This is a genomic window from Aestuariivirga sp., from assembly GCF_047600585.1.
GTDB lineage: Bacteria > Pseudomonadota > Alphaproteobacteria > Rhizobiales > Aestuariivirgaceae > Aestuariivirga.
This window is the reverse complement of sequence record NZ_JASGKP010000001.1, coordinates 87,628-105,544: the sequence shown is the minus strand read 5'-3', so window position 1 is coordinate 105,544 and position 17,917 is coordinate 87,628. Positions and strand designations below refer to the sequence as shown.

20 protein-coding genes are annotated in these 17,917 nt (G+C 63.7%); 4 read left to right on the top strand and 16 right to left on the bottom strand.

Going from position 1 to position 17,917, the window contains the following annotated elements:
* Position 1: 1 nt before the first annotated feature.
* Complete coding sequence (locus tag QM801_RS00440; protein ID WP_415017241.1) at positions 2-355, bottom strand: winged helix-turn-helix domain-containing protein; 354 nt, start codon at positions 353-355, stop codon at positions 2-4.
* Positions 356-509: 154 nt separating this feature from the next.
* On the opposite strand from QM801_RS00440, the gene QM801_RS00435 reads away from it, so the two are divergent.
* From QM801_RS00435 to QM801_RS00425, 3 genes are all read left to right on the top strand, one after another.
* Positions 510-1,637 carry an S-(hydroxymethyl)glutathione dehydrogenase/class III alcohol dehydrogenase gene (locus QM801_RS00435; RefSeq protein WP_415017240.1) on the top strand — a complete coding sequence of 376 codons (1,128 nt, stop codon included), beginning with the start codon at positions 510-512 and terminating at the stop codon, positions 1,635-1,637.
* A gap of 136 nt (positions 1,638-1,773) precedes the next feature.
* On the top strand, positions 1,774-2,427 hold the full coding sequence (gfa, locus tag QM801_RS00430) for an S-(hydroxymethyl)glutathione synthase (RefSeq protein WP_415017239.1): 654 nt from the start codon (positions 1,774-1,776) through the stop codon (positions 2,425-2,427).
* Between the two features lie 132 nt (positions 2,428-2,559).
* Positions 2,560-3,042 (top strand): Crp/Fnr family transcriptional regulator, encoded by a 483-nt coding sequence (locus QM801_RS00425; protein WP_415017238.1) that lies wholly within the window; start codon positions 2,560-2,562, stop codon positions 3,040-3,042.
* Here the strand turns inward: QM801_RS00425 and QM801_RS00420 are convergent.
* From QM801_RS00420 to QM801_RS00395, 6 genes are all read right to left on the bottom strand, one after another.
* Positions 3,037-3,813 carry a metallophosphoesterase family protein gene (locus QM801_RS00420; RefSeq protein ID WP_415017237.1) on the bottom strand — a complete coding sequence of 259 codons (777 nt, stop codon included), beginning with the start codon at positions 3,811-3,813 and terminating at the stop codon, positions 3,037-3,039. The two genes, QM801_RS00425 and QM801_RS00420, sit on opposite strands and share 6 nt — an antisense overlap.
* Positions 3,814-3,932: 119 nt before the next feature.
* On the bottom strand, positions 3,933-4,739 hold the full coding sequence (locus QM801_RS00415; RefSeq protein WP_415017236.1) for an ABC transporter permease: 807 nt from the start codon (positions 4,737-4,739) through the stop codon (positions 3,933-3,935).
* The gene (locus QM801_RS00410; protein ID WP_415017235.1) at positions 4,736-5,608 is read right to left on the bottom strand and encodes an ABC transporter permease; all 873 of its coding nucleotides are present in this window, start codon (positions 5,606-5,608) and stop codon (positions 4,736-4,738) included. Before QM801_RS00410 ends, QM801_RS00415 begins: the two co-directional genes overlap by 4 nt.
* Positions 5,608-6,708: an ABC transporter ATP-binding protein gene (locus QM801_RS00405; RefSeq protein ID WP_415017234.1), complete on the bottom strand. Its 1,101-nt coding sequence runs from the start codon at positions 6,706-6,708 to the stop codon at positions 5,608-5,610. The genes QM801_RS00410 and QM801_RS00405 overlap by 1 nt, the downstream gene beginning before the upstream one ends.
* Positions 6,709-6,777: 69 nt before the next feature.
* Positions 6,778-7,959, bottom strand: coding sequence for an ABC transporter substrate-binding protein (locus QM801_RS00400; protein WP_415017233.1), 1,182 nt, complete (start codon positions 7,957-7,959; stop codon positions 6,778-6,780).
* Entirely contained in the window at positions 7,956-8,825 is an 870-nt protein-coding gene (locus QM801_RS00395) for a helix-turn-helix transcriptional regulator (protein ID WP_415017232.1), read from the bottom strand. The genes QM801_RS00400 and QM801_RS00395 overlap by 4 nt, the downstream gene beginning before the upstream one ends.
* A gap of 83 nt (positions 8,826-8,908) precedes the next feature.
* Here QM801_RS00395 and QM801_RS00390 point away from each other — a divergent pair, with 83 nt between their 5' ends.
* Positions 8,909-9,946 carry a zinc-dependent alcohol dehydrogenase gene (locus QM801_RS00390; RefSeq protein WP_415017231.1) on the top strand — a complete coding sequence of 346 codons (1,038 nt, stop codon included), beginning with the start codon at positions 8,909-8,911 and terminating at the stop codon, positions 9,944-9,946.
* Between the two features lie 2 nt (positions 9,947-9,948).
* Here QM801_RS00390 and QM801_RS00385 read toward each other — a convergent pair whose 3' ends face one another.
* The 9 genes from QM801_RS00385 to puhC form a co-directional block, all read right to left on the bottom strand.
* Positions 9,949-10,749 carry an ABC transporter ATP-binding protein gene (locus QM801_RS00385; protein ID WP_415017230.1) on the bottom strand — a complete coding sequence of 267 codons (801 nt, stop codon included), beginning with the start codon at positions 10,747-10,749 and terminating at the stop codon, positions 9,949-9,951.
* Positions 10,739-11,563, bottom strand: a complete 825-nt coding sequence (locus QM801_RS00380) for an ABC transporter permease (RefSeq protein WP_415017229.1) — start codon at positions 11,561-11,563, stop codon at positions 10,739-10,741. The genes QM801_RS00385 and QM801_RS00380 overlap by 11 nt, the downstream gene beginning before the upstream one ends.
* The gene (locus tag QM801_RS00375) at positions 11,547-12,560 is read right to left on the bottom strand and encodes an ABC transporter substrate-binding protein (RefSeq protein ID WP_415017228.1); all 1,014 of its coding nucleotides are present in this window, start codon (positions 12,558-12,560) and stop codon (positions 11,547-11,549) included. Before QM801_RS00375 ends, QM801_RS00380 begins: the two co-directional genes overlap by 17 nt.
* A gap of 30 nt (positions 12,561-12,590) precedes the next feature.
* On the bottom strand, positions 12,591-13,916 hold the full coding sequence (gene hisD, locus QM801_RS00370) for a histidinol dehydrogenase (RefSeq protein WP_415017227.1): 1,326 nt from the start codon (positions 13,914-13,916) through the stop codon (positions 12,591-12,593).
* 139 nt (positions 13,917-14,055) lie between these two features.
* Entirely contained in the window at positions 14,056-15,285 is a 1,230-nt protein-coding gene (hemA, locus tag QM801_RS00365; RefSeq protein WP_415017226.1) for a 5-aminolevulinate synthase, read from the bottom strand.
* Positions 15,282-16,082: a putative photosynthetic complex assembly protein PuhE gene (gene puhE / locus QM801_RS00360; protein ID WP_415017225.1), complete on the bottom strand. Its 801-nt coding sequence runs from the start codon at positions 16,080-16,082 to the stop codon at positions 15,282-15,284. Before puhE ends, hemA begins: the two co-directional genes overlap by 4 nt.
* 4 nt (positions 16,083-16,086) lie before the next feature.
* Positions 16,087-17,154, bottom strand: coding sequence for a magnesium-protoporphyrin IX monomethyl ester (oxidative) cyclase (gene acsF / locus QM801_RS00355; RefSeq protein WP_415017224.1), 1,068 nt, complete (start codon positions 17,152-17,154; stop codon positions 16,087-16,089).
* Entirely contained in the window at positions 17,151-17,453 is a 303-nt protein-coding gene (locus tag QM801_RS00350; RefSeq protein WP_415017223.1) for a hypothetical protein, read from the bottom strand. The genes acsF and QM801_RS00350 overlap by 4 nt, the downstream gene beginning before the upstream one ends.
* The gene (puhC, locus tag QM801_RS00345; protein ID WP_415017222.1) at positions 17,450-17,914 is read right to left on the bottom strand and encodes a photosynthetic complex assembly protein PuhC; all 465 of its coding nucleotides are present in this window, start codon (positions 17,912-17,914) and stop codon (positions 17,450-17,452) included. Before puhC ends, QM801_RS00350 begins: the two co-directional genes overlap by 4 nt.
* Positions 17,915-17,917: the final 3 nt, after the last annotated feature.

Here is a 17,917-nt window from a genome sequence, read left to right as displayed (position 1 = left end):
GTCAATCTTTCGCCTTCACGTTGGCGATCTCCTGGCGGAGCGCCTCCATCTGTGCAGATGCAGCACCGGTCGCCGCGAGTTCGATGGCGCGATAGCGCGAGATCAGGGCAAGGCCGAGTGGCGTGAGCGCCGCCCCGCCGCCCTGCTTGCCGCCTGATTTCGGCGTGACGACGGGCTTGCCGAAAATGCCGTTCAGTTCATCGATCAGTTCCCAGGCGCGGCGGTAGGACATGCCGAGCGCCCGGCCGCCCGCGGCAATCGAGCCCAGTGCCGCGATGTGCTCGAGCAATTGGATCTTGCCCGGTCCGATCCTCTGGTCCGGTCCGAAATCGATGCGGATGCTCAGTCGTGCCATGCGTTTCTCCCCCAGCGATGATGCCTCCGTTTCAATTCCCGTGCAAAGCCAACGAAAGACGCAAATTCGGACTGTTTCCGCGTCGCGCTGCATGGACTCGCTTATGCACTTATGAAATAATCTCGCACCAAAGAAAATGACGCGGGAGGAATTGATGAAGACGCGTGCTGCCGTGGCCTTTGCCGCAGGCAAACCCCTTGAGATTGTCGAAGTCGATCTGGAAGGCCCGAAGGCGGGCGAAGTCCTCATCGAGGTGAAGGCGACCGGCATCTGCCACACCGACGAATTCACCCTCTCGGGCGCTGACCCGGAAGGCCTGTTCCCCGCCATTCTCGGCCATGAAGGTGCAGGCGTGGTGATCGACGTCGGCCCCGGCGTCACCTCGGTGAAGAAAGGCGACCACGTCATTCCGCTCTACACCCCGGAATGCCGCCAGTGCCCCTCCTGCCTGTCGCGCAAGACCAATCTCTGCACGGCGATCCGCGCCACCCAGGGCCAGGGCGTGATGCCCGATGGCACCTCGCGTTTCTCCTACAAGGGCCAGAAGATCCACCACTACATGGGCTGCTCCACCTTCGCCAACCACACGGTGCTGCCGGAAATCGCCGTGGCCAAGGTGAACCCCGCCGCCCCCTTCGACAAGATCTGCTACATCGGCTGCGGCGTCACCACCGGCATCGGCGCCGTCATCAACACCGCCAAAGTTGAACAGGGCGCAACGGCCGCGGTCTTCGGCCTGGGCGGCATCGGCCTCAACGTCATCCAGGGCCTGAAGCTGGCGGGCGCCGACATGATCATCGGTGTCGACGTCAACAACAGCAAGAAGGAGTGGGGCACGCGCTTCGGCATGACCCATTTCGTCAATCCGAAGGAGATCGACGGCGACGTCGTTCCCCACATCGTCAACATGACGAAGCGCGGTGCCGACCAGATCGGCGGCGCCGACTACACCTTCGACTGCACCGGCAACGTGAAGGTCATGCGGCAGGCGCTGGAATGCGCCCATCGCGGCTGGGGCCAGTCGATCATCATCGGGGTGGCGGGCGCCGGACAGGAAATCTCGACCCGTCCCTTCCAGCTTGTCACCGGGCGCACCTGGAAAGGCACCGCCTTCGGCGGCGCCCGCGGGCGCACCGATGTTCCCCGCATCGTCGATTGGTACATGGACGGCAAGATCCAGATCGATCCGATGATCACCCACACCATGCCGCTCGAAGACATCAACAAGGCATTCGACCTGATGCACGAGGGCAAGTCGATCAGGAGTGTCGTCATATTCTAACGCATCGTGCGAGCAAGTGGATTCCACTTGCGAAGTAAAGATGCGCACTATCTGGCGCAACTTTTCTCTCTCAAATCGTTCCGATTTGATCGTCCGTTGCGCGAGCTGAGGCCAGTTCAAACCCAGGGAGGTACACATGGCACGCAAGGCGAAGAAGGCAAAGAAGACCGCCAAGAAGGCGGTGAAGAAGGCATCGGCAAAGAAGAGCGCGCCTGCGATTGCGCTCCACCCCGGCATCGACAAGGGCTTCGCCAAGTCGGCGAAGAAGGGTTTTGCCGGCGGCACCCTCACCTGCAATTGCGCCACCGATCCCGTGACGGTGGAAATCTCCTCGCAGAGCGCCCACAACCATGCCTGTGGCTGCACCAAGTGCTGGAAGCCCGAGGGTGCAATCTTCTCGGTCGTGGCTGTGGTGCCGAGCGACAAGGTTGTCGTCACCCAGAACGAGCACAAGCTGAAGGTGGTCGATCCCTCCGCGCTCATCCAGCGACATGCCTGCACCGGCTGCGGCGCCCATCTCCACGGACCGGTGCAGCGCGCCGGCCATCCCTTCAACGGGCTCACCTTCATCCACACCGAACTCTCCAAGGAAAAGGGCTGGTCGCCGCCGGGCTTCGCCGCCTTCGTCTCCTCTGTGATCGAGGGTGGCGTGCCGCCGTCCAAGATGCCGGCAATCCGCAAGCGCCTGAAGCAGCTCGGCCTCGAGCCCTATGACTGCCTCTCGCCCGGCCTGATGGATTATCTGGCGACGGAAGCCGCCAAGAAGTCGGGCGCCTACCGCGAAAGCTGAGCGGGCATCCCGATCGCGCAGTCTTCAGGGGGCGTCATGCCCCCTGATTTCTTTGAGGAAAGACCCGCTTTGGCAAGGCGTCTGGCGCGGTTCTTGCGTAGCACTGTCGGGTAAAACAGTCTGGGGCCGGGGATGGTATCGATCCTTTCGAAGTGTGATGAAAAGCTGAAGCGCAGCTATGGCGCGGGCGAGGTGTTGCTGGGCGAGCGCCAGAGGACGGGGCGGCTCTACGTCCTTGCCTCGGGCACGGTCGAAGTGCTGCGCGGCGAGACGCGCGTGGCCATGATCAGCGATCCCGGCGCCGTCTTCGGCGAGATGTCGATCCTGCTCGACACACCGCACACGGCGACCGTGCGCACCCTCACCCCGTGCGAACTCTACTTCTATGAGGATGCCAGCGCCTTCATGCGCTCTGACCCCGAGATCACCTTTGCCATTGCGGCGCTTCTGGCCCAGCGGCTCAACACCGCCACCACCTATCTCGCTGACCTGAAGCAGCAGTATGCGGGCGCTGGCTCCGGCCTTGCCATGGTGAGCGACGTGCTGGCGAGCCTCGTCAACCAGCCGGCGCGGGCCTATGACCCCGGCTCCGACCGCGAGCCCAACGCCTCATAGCATCATCCATTCCGGCGGGCGCTGCTGGGCGTGCACCGGATGCTTGATCTCACCATCGAGCTTCACCGTCTGGATGCCGGCCATGGAAAGCCACACCGCCTCGTTCACGTCCGTGTTGATGGCGATATGCGCAGGCGGCGCGCCGGCATATTGACCGACATTGAAAACCCATGTTTTTCCGATGCGATCGACCCATGAGCCCGCCCGCGTGAAGGGCGATTGGTGGATGTGGCCCGAGAACACCATGTCGGGCTGGTAGGTGTTGATCCACTCCTGCACCGTCTTGTCGCCGAGCGAGCGCGAGCCCGACCAGCTTGTGGGTGAATCGAACGACGGGGCGTGGTGCACCCAGAACCACTTGCCGCGCACCGCGGCCTTGTCGCGCGCCAGCTGTTCAGCCAGCCGCGCCTGCGCCAAAGGACCATCCCACCAGCGGCAGACACTGAACAGGATGTCGTCAATCTCGAGTGTGCTGTCATCGGCGGGAATGCCGGTGGCGTTCAGGTCTTCCAGCCACTTCGCCGTCTTCTCGCCATGCGCATCACGGCCGTCGAGATCATGATTGCCCGAGCATGTGATGATCCGTGTCTTCTCGCGCAGCATGTCGAGATATTTCGAGATCACCAGGATCTGGGCGCGGCCATCCACCGCCGAGGAAAGATCGATGTGATCGCCGGCAATGATGACGAGATCGTAGCGCGGCGCTTCCGCCAGCAGCCAGTCATACTGCGGGAGCGAGTAGTGAAGATCGGCAACGACGAGAATGCGCATGAAATCCGTCCCCTGCCCCCGCGCGCAGACTGCGAGAGCGGCCCTCTGCGGTCAAGACCGCATGTTGGGCGATCTGGCGGGAAGCGGGCAGGAAGCGCCTGTGTTTTAGGCAATCTGCCTCATTTCGGCGCGCTCCCCCGCATGCGGGCGGCAATCGCCACCAGCATGAGGCCGGGGATGAATACCACCGTGGCGATGGCGGGATAGAGCGGCGAGGAACCGACAGCGATGCCGCTGAAGATGAAGGTGGGCACGGTACGGGTGGAGCCTGCAAGGCTGTAGGTGATGTAGAAATTGCCCCAGCTCAGCAGGAAGGCGAAGATCGCGGCGGAGAAGATGCCGGGCCACAGCAGCGGGATCGTCACATGGCGATAGACCTCCCAGGTGGTGGCGCCGCAATCGCGCGCGGCATCTTCGAGCTGCGCATCGAAATTGTAGACCTGCACCGCCACGATCACCATGACGAAGGGCGTGATGTAGACGATGTGGCCGATGATGGCCGTGACGATACCGGTGTTGAAACCGAACCAGCGCCCCAGCACCGAGAACCACAGCAGAAGCACGATGCCGAGAAGCAGTTGCGGGAAGGCGAGCGGTGCGCCCGTCAGTGCCTGGAAGATGGCCTTGCCGCTGAAGCGGTAGCGCACGGCGACGATCGCCGCCGTCGTTCCCACTGCTGTGGCAATGAGTGTGGCGAAGAAGGCGATCAGCGTGGAGTTCTTGAGGGCCGTGAGGGCGGGCGCGCTGTTCAGCAGTTCGCCATACCATTTGATCGAGATGCCCTCGAAGGGCAGCGTGAGATAGCGCCCTTCCTGCAGCGAGAAGGCGATGAGGGTGAAGATCGGGATGTAGAAGAACAGCAGCACCGCCGCCATCACGCCATAGAGCATGATGTTGATGAGCTTGTCCTGGGCGTGCGCGCTCATCCGCCGAACCCCGAACGCTTCATGTTGAGGACACGGGTGAAGAGCAGGACGAGGAAGACCGAGACGACCATGAGCACGAAGGTGAGTGCCGCCCCCAGCGGCCAGTTCACGCGCGTCTCGAAGGTCTGGCGGATCAGTTCCGCGGTCATCGGCGAGGTGCCGCCGCCAAGCACCTTGGGCTCGAGGAAGACGCCGACACCGAGCAGGAAGATCAGCACGCTTCCCGCCCACAGGCCGGGCTTGCACAGCGGCAGTGTCACTTCCCAGTGAGCCCGCCACTTGCTGGCACCCGCATCATAGGCGGCGAAGATCAGGTTGCGGTCGATGTTGTCGATCGAGAGGTAGAGCGTGAAGATGGCGAAGGGCAGCAGGTTGTAGACCATGCCGAGCAGCGTCGCCCAGTCGGTGAAGAGGAAGGCCACCATTTCCGGCGGAAAACCGAGTGACGAAAGCACGTAGTTGGCGGCGCCCTTCTTGTCGAGAAAGAGCACCCAGCCGAAGGTCTTGAGGGTGGCGTCGGTGATGAAGGCGAAGGTGATGAGGATCTTGATCTCGTTCTCGATCCGCTTGAAGCGCGTGGCAAGCCCGTAGGCGATGGGAAAGGCCAGCACGAGGCAGATCACCACGCAGGCGACCGCCATCACCAGCGTGTGGCCGAGAATGGTCCAGTAGTGCGGCTTCGAGAACACCTCCGTCCAGGTCGCCAGGTCCCAGGTCCAGCGCAGCTGGAAATCCCGCGTGCGCTGGAAGGTGAGGATGAATGTCATGATCAGGGGGGCAACGAAGCACGTCGTCTGCAGCAGCACGCTGGGCAGCGCCTTCCAGAGAAGCTGCGGGTCGCTCCAGGTCCTGCTGACGCCCTGATCCATCAGGCCTCTCCGGCGGGCAGGATCCAGATGTCCTTCTTGCTCCAGCCGAGCCGCACATTCTCGCCCACCTGCATGGGGAGTTGCGATGTGCCCTGGATCTCGATGGCGAGATCCATGCCCTGCGGCGTGTGGGCGCGATACTGCACCGTGCCGCCCTTGGTGAAGACTTCCGTCACCTTGGCATTCACGGCGCAATCGGCCGTGTCCTTGGGGCCGATGCGGCGGATAAGTTCGGGCCGCACGTTCATGAGCGCAGCACCGCTTGCATTTTCCGCAGCAGCATCGGCCGGCAGCGTGCCGGTCGCATCCTCGAACGCGGTGCTGCTGTAGTGAACGGAGCCCACCTTGCGGCCCGTCACCTCCACCGGGAAAAGATTGGTCTCGCCGATGAAGCCCGCAACGAAGGCATCGGCCGGGCGGTAATAGATGTCGGACGGCTCGCCCAATTGCAGGATGCGCCCGGCCCGCATCACGCAGATGCGGTCGGCCAGCATCATCGCTTCTTCGAGGTCGTGGGTCACATGCACGAAGGTGACGCCGAGCGAGCGGTGCAGGCGCTTCAGTTCCGATTGCAGAACCTTCTTCAGCTTCACGTCCAGCGCCGAGAGCGGCTCGTCGAGGAGGAGCAGCTTGGGCGAAGAGATCATCGAGCGGGCCAGCGCCACGCGCTGCTGCTCGCCGCCCGAGAGGGCGCGGGGGAAACGGTCGAGGTAGATGGGCTTCAGTTCCATCAGCGTGAGCATCTCGTTCACGCGGCTGGCGATCTCACCGGGCGCCACCTTGCGGAGCTTCAGGGGAAAACCGATGTTCTCGGCCACCGTCATGTGCGGAAAGAGCGCCAGCTTCTGGAACACCATGCTGGTGGGGCGCTGGGCTGCGGGCACGCCCGCCATGTCGCGGCCGTCGATGCTGATCGTGCCCGAGGTGGCATCCTCGAAGCCTGCGATCTGCTTCAGGAGCGTGGTCTTGCCGCAGCCCGAGGGCCCCACGAGGGCGATGAATTCCCCCTGCCGCACGCTGAGCGACACGCCCTTCAGCGCCTGGTAGGTGCCGTAGTCCTTGTGGATGTCCCGGATATCGAGGATCGGGGCGCTGGTCATCGCTGGTGTCAACCGCCGTTCGAAAATGCAAAGGGGCGGCACGGATGTCGCCCCTCATGCATATTGCACTTACTTGGCCGCAGCCAGTTCTTCCTGCCAGATCGCCAGCATCTCGTCGATGTTGGGGGCGATGCGGTGCATCTGGGAATTGTCCCAGGCGTGCCACATGTAGTCGACCTGCAGGATGTCCTTTTCGTCGGCGGAATAAAGCTCTTCCACCGCCTTGTTGGTGACCACGTTGCAGGTGGAATCGAGGAGCGAGAGGATCTTGCCCGAGTCCTTCGAGACCACATGCTTGAGCAGCTTCTGGGCCAGTTCCGGCTGGTCCGTTTCCTTGAGGATGGCGGTTGCCTCCACCCAGATGATGCCCTGCTTCAGGCCGTTCTTGGGTTCGGGAACGAGGCCCATGATGTTGCGGTGGCCCTGCTTGCGCACCGCCGAGGTGAGGTAGGAACCGGCGCCGATGCAGCCCAGCAGCGAACCATCGAGCAGGCCCTTCTGCGCCTGGGTGAGATCGCCCACGATGGTGCGGGTGTTCTTGAACATGGCGCGCAGCACCTTGCGCACTTCGTCGAGCGCCGCCTGGTCCAGTTCCTCGTACGGATTGATGCCGGCATGGAGCGCCATGGGCAGGATCGGCCAGTCGCCCCAGTCCATCACGCAGATCTTGTCCTTGTTGGCGGGATCGAAGACCGGGTCATAGGTCTTCCACACCTCGGGCTTGGTCACGTCGGTGTTGACGCAGGGTCCCACCCAGCCCCAGCGCGTGGCCACGCCGATGGTCTGGCCGTTGTTGATCAGCGGCTCGAAGGGCGGCTTGAACTGGTCGTAGAAGGTTGCATAGACGTCGGCGTAGTCGTCCGGGTTCAGCTCCATGGCGAGGCCTGCCGGGCCCATGCGGGTGATCCACGGCATGTCGCTCGAGACGAGATCGACCTCGCGCGAGGCGCCCGCCTGCAGCTTGGCGAAGCCGCCGGGGCTGTCGACGATGAGGTCGAAGCCGATCTCGGTGTCGTTCGCCTTGTTGAAGGGATCGATGATGCGCGGGTCGTTGTAGCCTTCCCAGCACATGTAGGTCATTTGCGTGGCGGCACTCGCCTGCCGCGAGTGGGCACCGAGCATGGCAACGCCCGCAGCTGCGGCAGCACCCTTCATGAAGCGGCGGCGGGCAAGGCCTGCCTCGTCCAGCCCCATGGCCTTGATCTGGTTCTGATAATACTTCGGCAGATCGCTGTACCAGGTTTTTGTCATGTCTTTCCTCCCGCGATGATCTTCACCCGAGATTGCGGGATATCCGTCGCACCCGGAATATCCCTTGGGATATATGGCTGGTGGGCGGGCGAAAGCCCCATGAAGGCCGCGAAGAGTTCGCCCTGCGACGAGACCTTGAGCTTGCGGTAGATGTTCTTGCGGTGAACCTTCACCGTGCCCGGGCTGATGTCGAGGCGGAGCGCCACGGACTCTGTCGAATGCCCCTGCAGGATCATGCTGACGATTTCGCGCTCGCGGACCGAGAGGGTCTGGAAGCCGCGCTGGTGCAGGCCGGGAAGCGAGGTGGGAAGCGGCTGCCCCTCTGTTTCCGTTCCGGCATGGTACCAGTGCCTTGAGGACAGGGCCGAAATGGCGGGGCCGATGGCCCGCAGCACCTCCATCTCGCCCCGCGTCACCGGCGGCGAGTCCGTCCAGCGGGCAAAGGAGGTGACGCCGGTGAACCCGCCCGCCATGGGGAAGGCAAAGCCGATCTCCTCGCCGATGCCGGTGCGGCCATAGTGCAGTCGGAAGTACTCGCTGCGGCGGAAGTGGTCGGGCGCAATGTCATGCAGGCGGTGGCAGCCGTCGTGCACGCCGCTGCTCACCAGCTGGTAGAAGGGATCGAGCATGAAGGGCCCCGCCGAATAGTCGACGGCGATCACCTGATGGCGGGGCGCGGTGAGCGTGTCAGCCAGCATCAGTGGCTGTTCGCGGCCCCGGTAGGCGAAGGCCATGATGAAATCGAAGTCGACGAGGCGGCGCACCGCCTCGAGCAGCGCCGGGGGAAATTCCGGTTCCCCCACGGTTCCCGCAAGCAGCGCAATGCCCTTGCTCCATTGTTCCAGCAAAACGAGACGTGCACCCATGGTCCCCGACCTTATCGCTTTGGAGATATGGCCGCAATCGCGCCAGACCCGCTAAGCAGGGTGACGACAACCGGGAGACGACCATGGCCGCCACGATGAAAGCCGCAGTTCTGCATGCCCTCAAGACGCCGCTCACGATCGAGCAGGTGCCGGTGCCGGAACCCGGCCATGGCGACCTTCTGATCAAGGTGACCGCCTGCGGCGTCTGCCACAGCGACTTGCACGCCGTGGACGGCGACTGGACGCCGCCGCCCGTCATTCCCCTCATTCCCGGCCACGAGGTGGCAGGCCGCATCGCCAGGATCGGCGAAGGCGTCACGGGCTTCAAGGTCGGCGACCATGTGGGCGTGCCGTGGATGTATTCCTCCTGCGGCACCTGCGAATTCTGCCTGGGCGGTATGGAAACCATCTGCAAGCAGGCGGAAGCCACGGGCTACACCAAGCCCGGCGGTTATGCGGAATACCTGGTGGCGCCCGCCGCCTATGTGGGCCGCCTGCCGGACGATGCCGATCCTTATGCGCTCGCTCCCATTCTCTGCGCCGGCGTCACCACCTATCGCGGCCTGAAGCGCACGGGCGCGCGCCCCGGCCAGTGGGTGACGATCCTGGGGATCGGCGGCCTCGGCCACATCGCCGTGCAATATGCCAAGGCCATGGGGCTTCGCGTCGCCGCTGTCGATGTGGCAACCGAGAAACTGTCCCTCGCCAAGGCGCTGGGCGCCGAAGTCCTGGTGAACGGCGCCGCCGTCGATGCCGTCGCAGCGATCCAGGAGCAGATCGGCGGCTCCCACGCCGCCGTCGTCACCGCCGTGGCGAGCAAGGCCTTCGAACAGGCGATCCTCATGCTGCGGCCGGGCGGCACGGTGGCCTACATCGGCCTTCCCGGCGGCAAGGCCGACGAGATCCGCACCTCGATCTCGGCCATCACCAACTGGGAGCTTTCGGTGCGCGGCTCCAACGTCGGCACGCGGCAGGACCTGAACGAGGCCATCGCCTTCGCCACCAATGATCAGGTGCGGGCAACGATCCGCAAGATCAAGCTCGAGGACATCAACGCCACGCTGGACGAAATGCGCAAGGGCAAGATCGTCGGCCGTGTCGTCATCGACATGGCAGGCTGAGATCAGTCTTTCAGGGCAGACGAGAGCTTCGCGGCAGCAAGCGACTCGCTGCGGATGGCATCGAGCACCGCCCGGTGCAGATCCTGGAAGGCTTGCGTCGCCACCATGCCGTAGTGGCGCGGGCGCGGCAGATCGACGGGGATCACCGTCTTGATGCGGCCCGGGCGGTTGGTCATGACAGCCACCCGGTCGGAGAGATAGACCGCCTCCTCCACATCATGGGTGATGAACAGCACGGTGAGGCGGTGCTTCTCCCAGATGCCGGTGAGCAGTTCCTGCATGTGATGGCGGGTAAGCGCATCGAGCGCCCCGAAGGGCTCGTCCATCAGCAGCATCTTGGGGCGGTAGCTCAGCGCCCGCGCGATCGCCACGCGCTGCTTCATGCCGCCCGAAAGCTCCGCCGGAAAGGCGTTCTCGAAGCCCTGCAGCCCGACAAGTTCGAGATGTTCCTGTGCCGCATCCCTGAGGGCGGCACCCGCCTGCCCCGCCGCCCGGAGCGCGAATTCCACGTTCTGCTTCGCGGTGAGCCAGGGCAGCAGCGTGTAGCTCTGGAAGACGACGCCGCGGTCGAGGCCGGGGGACGTGATGTCTTCGCCGTCGATGGTGATGCGGCCCTCGCTCTGCTCCTCGAGGCCCGCCGCAATCGAGAGAAGCGTGGACTTGCCGCAGCCTGACGTGCCTACAAGCGAAACGAACTCGTTCTCGCCCACGGTGAGGTCGACGCCCTTCAGCGCCACCGTCTCACCCTGCGAAGAGCGGAAGGTCTTGCCCAGTCCGGCGATCACCAGCTTGTCAGCGGACATCGAGATACCGGAAGAGCTTGCGGCCCGCCCACTTCATCACCTGGTCTGTGGCAAGACCGAGCAGGCCGAGAATGAGGAGATAACCGAAGATGAGATCGGTCTGGAAAAAGCGCTGCGCCGTGGTGATGCGGTAGCCGAGGCCTGACGTCGCGGCGACAAGTTCCGCCACCACCAGCCAGGTCCAGGCCCAGCCGAGGGAAATGCGGAGCGAGTCCCAGATGGCGGGCCAGGCGCTGGGCAACACGATCCGCTGCAGGATGCGCCATTGCGGCATTTGCAGGGTGCGGCCGAGGTTGATGAAGTCGCGCGGCACCGACTTCACATTGTCCATGATGAGCAGCACCTGCTGGAAGAAGGTGCCGATGAAGATGATGAGCAGCTTCTGCACGTCGCCCGTGCCGGCCCAGAGAATGGTGAGCGGCACGAAGGCCACCACGGGCATATAGCGGATGAAATCGACGAAGGGCTCGATCGCCGCTTCCCAGCGCCGGTAACTGCCGATCAGGATGCCGATGGGCATGGCGACGATGGTCGACACGATGAAGCCGAAGGTGATGCGGTAGATGCTCACACCCATGTCGGTCATGAGCTGCCCCGAGTTCCACAATTCGCCGAGCCTTGCCAGCACCTGCAGCGGTGAGGGGAGGAAGAGCGCCCGGATGAGCCCGCCTTCGGTGACGAGCGTCCAAAGAATGGCAAGCCCCGCGAAGACGAGGCCCGCAATCCCGAGGAATTCGGCGGTGGAGATGCGGCGGCCCAGCGCGAAGGCGGGCCGCCTCACCGGTTTGCTTGCCGGCTTACTTGGTTGCGGCATCCACGAACCGGGCGTCGATGGCGGTCGAGAGGTCCACATCCTTCTGCAGGATGCCCGCGGTACGCGCCGCGGCGTGCACTTCCGGCACCACCTTTGTGGTGAAATTTCCGCCCAACTCGCTCTTGTTCTCGGCGAGCGAGTAGTAGACGACGCCGTCGAAGGCGGTCGCCAGTTCTTCCGGCTTGGCGCCCACCGCTTCCGAGATGATGGCGCGGCCACCCGCCGTATCCTTGCGGTAGTCGGCAAGGGCCGCATCCCAGGCCTTGAGCAGCGCCACGATCTGGCCCGGCTTTTCCTTGAGGAATTCCTCGCGCACCACGAAGACGTCGGAGATGAGGCCCGGGTTCTCGCCCGCGCTGTAGATCATCTTCACCGCCTTGTTCTGCTGCATGGCGAGCGTGAGGTAGGGCTCGTAGGTGACGGCCACAGGCACCTTGCCGCCGATGAGAGCGGAGCCGGCGTCGGAGGCAGGCATCGGCACCTTCTCGATGTCGGCGATGGTCATGCCGTTCTGGGTGAGGGCATAGTTGAGGAGGATGTCGCTGGTGGTGCCTTCCTCATAGGCCACCTGCTTGCCCTTGAGGCCCTTGATGTCGGTGACCGAGCCGTCGGAGATCATCGCGTCAGCCGTCTTGGAGACGTCGAGCAGCGCCACGATCTTGAGCGGCAGGCCGGCGGCGATGAAGTTCACGGCCGTGTGGGTGGCGATGTTGCCGCATTGCAGCTGGCCTGCCGCAAGGGCGGCGTTGATGTCGGCGTCGGTGTTGAAGTTGACGATCTCGACATTGCCGAGGCCCTGCGCCTTGAAGAGGTCCTTCTTGGCGGCGATGTGCCACTGGCCGTAACCCAGCCAAGGCTCGATGCCCATCTTGATATCGCCGGCCTCGGGTGCCGTGGGAATGTCGTCGGCGAAGGCCACGCGGGCAAAGGGTGTTGCGGCGGCAAGCGCGGCGGTGCCCTTGAGGAGCGAGCGGCGGGTGGGGGTCCAGTTCATCATGTGCTTCCCTTTTTGGTCTTGCGGTTGAGGTTATCGCTTGAGGATCTTGTCGCGGAGCGGCGAGACGGCATTGGCATGGGCCTCGAAGCCTTCGTAGGTCGCGAGGGCATGGGCGTGGCGCGCAAGCTCGGGATAGCCCTTGCTGGTGACATAGGCGATCGAGTTGCGCTTGAGGAAATCGAACACAGAGACGGCCGACGCCGTCTTGGCCCAGCCGCTCGTGGGCAGCACATGGTTGGGGCCGATGACGAAGTTGCCGAGCGTGGTGGGCGTATGTTCGCCAAGCAGAATCTCGCCCGCATTGGTGATGCGGCCGAGATAGGCGAAGGGTTCCTTCGCAAGGATCTCGAGATGCTCGGCTGCATATTCGTTGCAGAAGGCGATGGCGTCGTCTTCATCACGGGCGAGCACGATGCCGCCGATGGGGCCGCCCAGAACGGTGGAGGAATAGGAGACGCGCTGCTCGCCCATCTTTGCCCAATAGGTGGGAATGGCGGCAAGCGCCTCTTCTGCCACACGGCGGCTCCAGGTGACGAGATAGGCCGAGCTGTCCGGCCCGTGTTCCGCTTCGATCAGAAGATCGAGGCCGGCGAGTGCACCATCAACGGTGTCATCGGCGAAGATGATCACTTCACTCGGGCCCGCGGGCGAGCCCGTGTCGATCACATGCGAGACGAGACGCTTGGCGGCCGCAACCCAGGGGCTGCCGGGGCCGATCACCTTGGCAACCTTCGGCACCGCCTGCGTGCCATAGGCCACAGCGGCAATGCCTTGCGCGCCACCCGCCTTGTAGACGCCCTGCACCCCCGCCATGCGGGCGGCAACGAGCGTGGCATCATCGATCTTTCCGTTGTGGCCGGGCGGGGTGATGATGATCACGTCCTTCACGCCCGCCACCTTTGCCGGAATGGACGTCATCAGGGCGACCGAGGGAAACGCCCCCTTGCCGCGCGGCACGTAGCAGGCGACCGACGGGATCGGCAGCGAGCGGTCACCCGCGAAGGCGCCGGGGCGCACCTCGTGCAGCCACATCTCCTCCGGCATCTGGTCTTCATGGAACTTGCGGATGGAATGCGCGGCAAATTCCATCGCCTCCCGCACGTTGGGGTCGAGCGCCTTTTCGGCGGCCGCGAAATCGGCTTCCGTCGCGGCAATCTCACCCGCCTTCACCGGCGCCTTGTCGAAGTCACGGGCAAAGCGGGCCAGCGCCTCGTCGCCCTCGTTGCGCACCGCCTGGATGATGGGGCGCACCTTGGCTTCGAAATCCGTGAGGTCCGTTTCAGTGCGCTGCTGCAGCTTGCGGCGCTGCTCCGGCGAGAGCTTCGCCAATTCGTGGAAATTGATGGGGCGGGTCATTCAGGGTCCATAATCAAGGCATCCGCCAGCGGGCACCCGGGGAAGGCGCGAGGGCGGACGGATATTGCACTGCATCACAGCACAGGAAAACGCCTGCGCCAAGACCGCATGGGAAGGGGAGCGTTGCGCGCCGTTCGGATCAGGCGACGGCGCGGCTGAGGGCGCAGTGGTTCCAGAGGTCCGAGAGCGCGTGGGCGAGCTTGGCAATGTCCTCATCCGTATGGAACGGCGAGGGCGTGATGCGCAGGCGCTCGGTGCCCTTGGGCACGGTCGGATAGTTGATCGGCTGGATGTAGATCCCGTACTTGTCGGCCAGGATGTCGCTGATCATCTTGCACTTGGCGGCATTGCCCACCATCACCGGCACGATGTGGCTTTCGTTCTCCATCACGGGAATGCCGATGGTGCGGAGCGCGGCGCGCACCTTGGCGACAGCACGGCGCTGGCGCTGGCGCTCCATGTCGCTCTGCTTGAGGTGGGCGACGGCCACGCGCGCACCCACGGCAATTGCCGGCGGCAGTGCTGTGGTGAAGATGAAGCCCGACGCGAAGCTGCGGATGTAGTCGCAGAGTTCCTTGGACGCAGCGATATACCCACCGACCACGCCGAAGGCCTTGCCGAGGGTTGCCTCGATCACGGTGATGCGGTGCATCAGGCCTTCGCGCTCGGCAATGCCGCCGCCGCGCGGGCCATACATGCCCACGGCGTGCACTTCGTCGAGATAGGTCATGGCGCCATACTTGTCGGCGAGATCGCAGATGCCCTTGATGTTGCCGATGTCGCCATCCATCGAATAGACGGATTCGAAGGCAATGAGCTTGGGACGCTCCGGCGGGATTTCCTTGAGGTGGCGCTCAAGGTCGACAAGGTCATTGTGCTTGAAGATGCGGCGCTCGGCGCGGCTATGGCGGATGCCTTCGATCATCGAGGCGTGGTTGCCGGCGTCGGAGAGAACGACGCAATCGGGAATGCCGCTCGCCAGCGTGCCGAGGGCGGCCCAGTTCGAAACGTAGCCCGAGGTGAAGAGCAAGGCGCTCTCCTTGCCGTGGAGGTCGGCGAGTTCCTGCTCGAGCAGCACATGCTCGTGGCTGGTGCCGGAAATGTTGCGGGTGCCGCCGGCGCCGGTGCCGTAGGCGCGCATGGCGGTGCAGATGGCGTCGATCACCTTGGGGTGCTGGCCCATGCCGAGGTAGTCGTTGGCGCACCAGATGGTGACGTCGCGGACCTCGCCGTTCACGTGCTGCTTGGCATGGGGAAAATCACCCGCCTTGCGTTCCAGTTCGGCGAAGACCCGGTAGCGGCCCTCGTCCTTCAGGTGATCCAGTTGAGATGAGAAATAGGCCTGGTGGTCAAAGAAGGTCTTGCTCATGTCAACGTTCCCAGAAGTGGATGGTTGTGATTCTTGTGACGCCCGGCGTCCTTAGACGGGTGCGTCACGGCAGATTTATGGCTGTCCGACAGGGACCAGCGGAACAGCTTTTCGATGGGGAGTGGCAGCATGAGCAGGACGTGCTCAAGGAGGCCAATTGCCGCAAGGGTGGCGGCCATGGTGGCCTCGAAACCCGAGAAGCGGGTAAGAAGAATGTAGATCAGCCCGACCAGTCCGGCCATGGAAAACGGGAACAGCCAGTTCATGTTGCGGCGGCGGAGGAAACCCTTCAGCACATCCATGGAATCCGGCACAAATTCCTCGCTGACGTTGCGAACACCCAGGAATACGTTGAGCCTTGCACTGAGGTGCATCAGCCATAGCATGACAAAACACCACAGGGCCGTCTGGTTGTCTGTGACCCAGATCAAGCCTGCAAGCCCGACGACCAGCAGCTCGTGCCAGAGGTTGGCGGCCACCGCATGGCCGAAATGGGCGGGCCCGGAACAGCCGGCCGGGCAGCGCTGCTTCCGGGGGCCGGTGACATAGCCCATGTAGAGCGCCATCTCCGTCCAGCCCCAGATGAGGAGGCCCGCGGCGAAGCTCATGCCCACCGCCAGCACGGTGGCATCGTCCTGCCACCACCAGACCGCGACAAGCCCGAGCCCGACAAGAAGTGTGGCCGCCGTCATGCTGTACGGGAAGGTGCGGGGCGGCAGGCTGTCGAGAAAGAAGATGACAGCCGTGGAGATGCCCCACAGCAGAACCACAAACAGGATGGCGGCGGCAGTGATCATGGCGTCAATAGCTCGGCGCCAGCCGGATGTTTTCGGGAAGATCGTTCTTCTTTGCCGGGATCATCATCAGCCGCGCGAAGACGAAGCCTGCCTTGAGGCTGGTGCCCAGCTTGGCGAGCTTGCCGGAGAGGCCACCCTTGGCAGCCGCCGCGGCACCCTTGTCCGAAATCTCCAGCAACTGCTCGAGCAGTGCAAAGAACTTCGGATTGTCGATGTCGATCTCCAGCGGGAAGACCTGGCGGGCGATCTCCGAGGTGGTGCGGAAGACCGTGCGCCCGTACTCCTTGGGATCGACGCCGAGCGCCTCGTGGAAATAGGGCCGCTGGTGATCGCGCACATACATGGTGGCGAAAACAGCGAGCAGGAAGAACTTCACCCAGTACTTGTTGATGCCTTCCAGCAGGTGCGGGTTGGCGCGCATCAGCAGGGCAAAGGCCTCGCCATGGCGGAACTCGTCGTTGCACCACTTCTCGAACCACTTGAAGATCGGATGGAAGCGCCGGTCGGGATGCTTCTGCAGGTGGCGGTAGATGGTGATGTAGCGGGCGTAGCCGATCTTCTCCGAGAGATAGGTCGCGTAGAAGATGAATTTGGGCTGGAAGTAGGTGTACTTCTTTGCCTTCGTCAGGAAGCCCAGGTCGACGCCGATGTCGAAGTCCTTCAGCGTGTCGTTGATGAAGCCGGCATGGCGGGATTCATCGCGGCTCATGAACTTGAAGAGTTCGACCATATCGGGGTTGGTGCCGCGCTTGCGCATCTCCGCATAGAGCACGCAGCCCGAAAACTCCGCCGTGAGCGAGCTCACCAGGAAGTCGACGAACTCCTTGCGCAGGCCCGGCTCGAGGTCATCGAGCGAGACCTTGTCCCATTCCTCCGTGCGGCGGAAATGGGTCTTGTTGGGATCGTCGCGCATTTCCTGCAGCAGGCGGTCCCATTCCTCGCGCACCGAAGAGACGTCGATGCGGTCGAGGGCGGCGTAATCGGTGGTGTAGAAGCGCGGGCTGAGAACGGTGCTCGCCGCGGCCATTTCGGTGGTGCTCTTCGCCTTGATGCCGAGTTTCTCGATGGTCATGACAGGCGCTCCTCTGAGAAGGAGAATTCGAGCAGTTCCATGTATTCCAGGTCACCGGTGAGTTCGGTCCACTTGCGTTCCAGCCAGTTGGCCCGGGTGATGGTTGCCTCGCGGCGTTCGCTCCGCGTTTCGCCATAGGGCACGCGGATTTCAGGACCGTGGACGAGAACCTCGTCCCCCGGATTGATCTTCACATCGCCATCCAGCACCACATGGGCTGCAAGGCTCTCGAACGTATTGACGACATTGACGGTGCACATGACGTGTTCGCTCGATTTTACGGCGAAGGGATTCATCATTGACCCTCTCCTTTCTGGTTGGACATGAATGCGGCGAAGACCGCGCTATTGTCGGGGCCATAGGCGTTGAGGACGAGCCTCTTGCCGGTGACCGCGTCAATCAGGTTGAGCTGGCCGGCGCTGTCGGCCTCCAGCCTGAAATCTCCTTGTTCCGGCAGCCCCTTGTGGCGCCGGTCATTGATCAGTGCACGGAACGTCGCGCGGAGGAATGCGCCCTCGCCCGCCTTGAAGACCTGGATGACCTGGCCGGACGTGGCGTTCTTCACGATCACGCTGCCGGCACTTCCGTCTTCCACCTTGATGTCCAGCGAGGACTGCGGAGCACCGGCAGGAACGGTCTCCCCGCCGGTGCTCCCCAGCCGCATCACCGCCACGAGGGCCACGACACCGACGAGCCCCGCGACGATCGCCGCAAAGACCCGTGAGGGAATGATGTCCTGGCTTGTGGTGGAGACGCTCATGAT